A 1,005-nucleotide genomic window follows, 5' to 3' on the forward strand; every position below is an offset into this window, starting at 1 on the left:
CACCGGATGATGTCTACAAAGGCGATCAAACCGTCACCACCGCTATCAAGGGTGTGACCGGTGGCGAGCATTTCGAGAACCTGGTCCCGGGCACTGCGGCGGTAAACACCACCGTCACCGATACTCCGGGTACCGATAACACCACGACTGTCACACTGACTGCACCAAGTGCTGTCAACGAAGGTGGTCAAATTACGTACACCGCCACGCTTTCCAACAAAGCGGGCACTGACGTCACTTTGAAGTTGGATAACGGCTCGTCGATCACTATCAAGGCCGGCGATACCGTCGGCACTGTGACCGTGCCTGCACCTACCGATGATGTGTTCATCGACAAGAGCACCCAGACGGTCCAGATCACTGACGCTTCTGGCGGCAACTTCGAGAAGTTGGAAGTCGCGGGCAACGGCGCAACCACCACGATCAACGACACCATCGATAAAGTCGATGTAGTACTGACCGCTACTACCACCGTCGGCGAAGGCGGCAATATCGTCTACACCGCCAGCCTTGTGGATAAAAACGGCGCACCGGTGACTAACATCACCAATCCGCTGACTGTCACTTTGGATAACGGCCAGAGTATCACTATTGGTGTGAACCAAAGCAGCGGTTCTATCTCGGTTTTGGCACCGGACGACGTGTATAAGGGCGACCAGATCGTCACTACCGCCATTACTGGTGTCACTGGCGGCGAGCACTTCGAGAACCTGGTCCCGGGCACTACGGCGGTGAACACCACCGTTACGGATACACCGGGTACCGACAACACCACGACTGTTACGCTGACCGCGCCTAGCGCCGTTAACGAAGGCGGCCAGATCACGTACACCGCTACGCTTTCCAATAAAGCGGGTACTGACGTCACTTTGAAGTTGGATAACGGCTCGTCGATCACTATCAAGGCCGGCGATACCGTCGGCACTGTGACCGTGCCTGCACCTACCGATGATGTGTTCATCGACAAGAGCACCCAGACGGTCCAGATCACTGACGCTTCTGGCG

At 56.3% G+C, this 1,005-nt stretch carries 1 protein-coding gene; it reads left to right on the forward strand.

Features of this window, described 5'->3' with window-relative positions; genetic code table 11:
* Nucleotides 1-1,005: immunoglobulin-like domain-containing protein (locus E4O97_RS18645; protein ID WP_348984552.1), on the forward strand; the 1,005-nt coding region annotated here is incomplete at both ends.

Origin of the sequence: Pseudomonas sp. W15Feb34 (assembly GCF_023127765.1) — a bacterium.
GTDB classification, from domain to species: domain Bacteria; phylum Pseudomonadota; class Gammaproteobacteria; order Pseudomonadales; family Pseudomonadaceae; genus Aquipseudomonas; species Aquipseudomonas synxantha_A.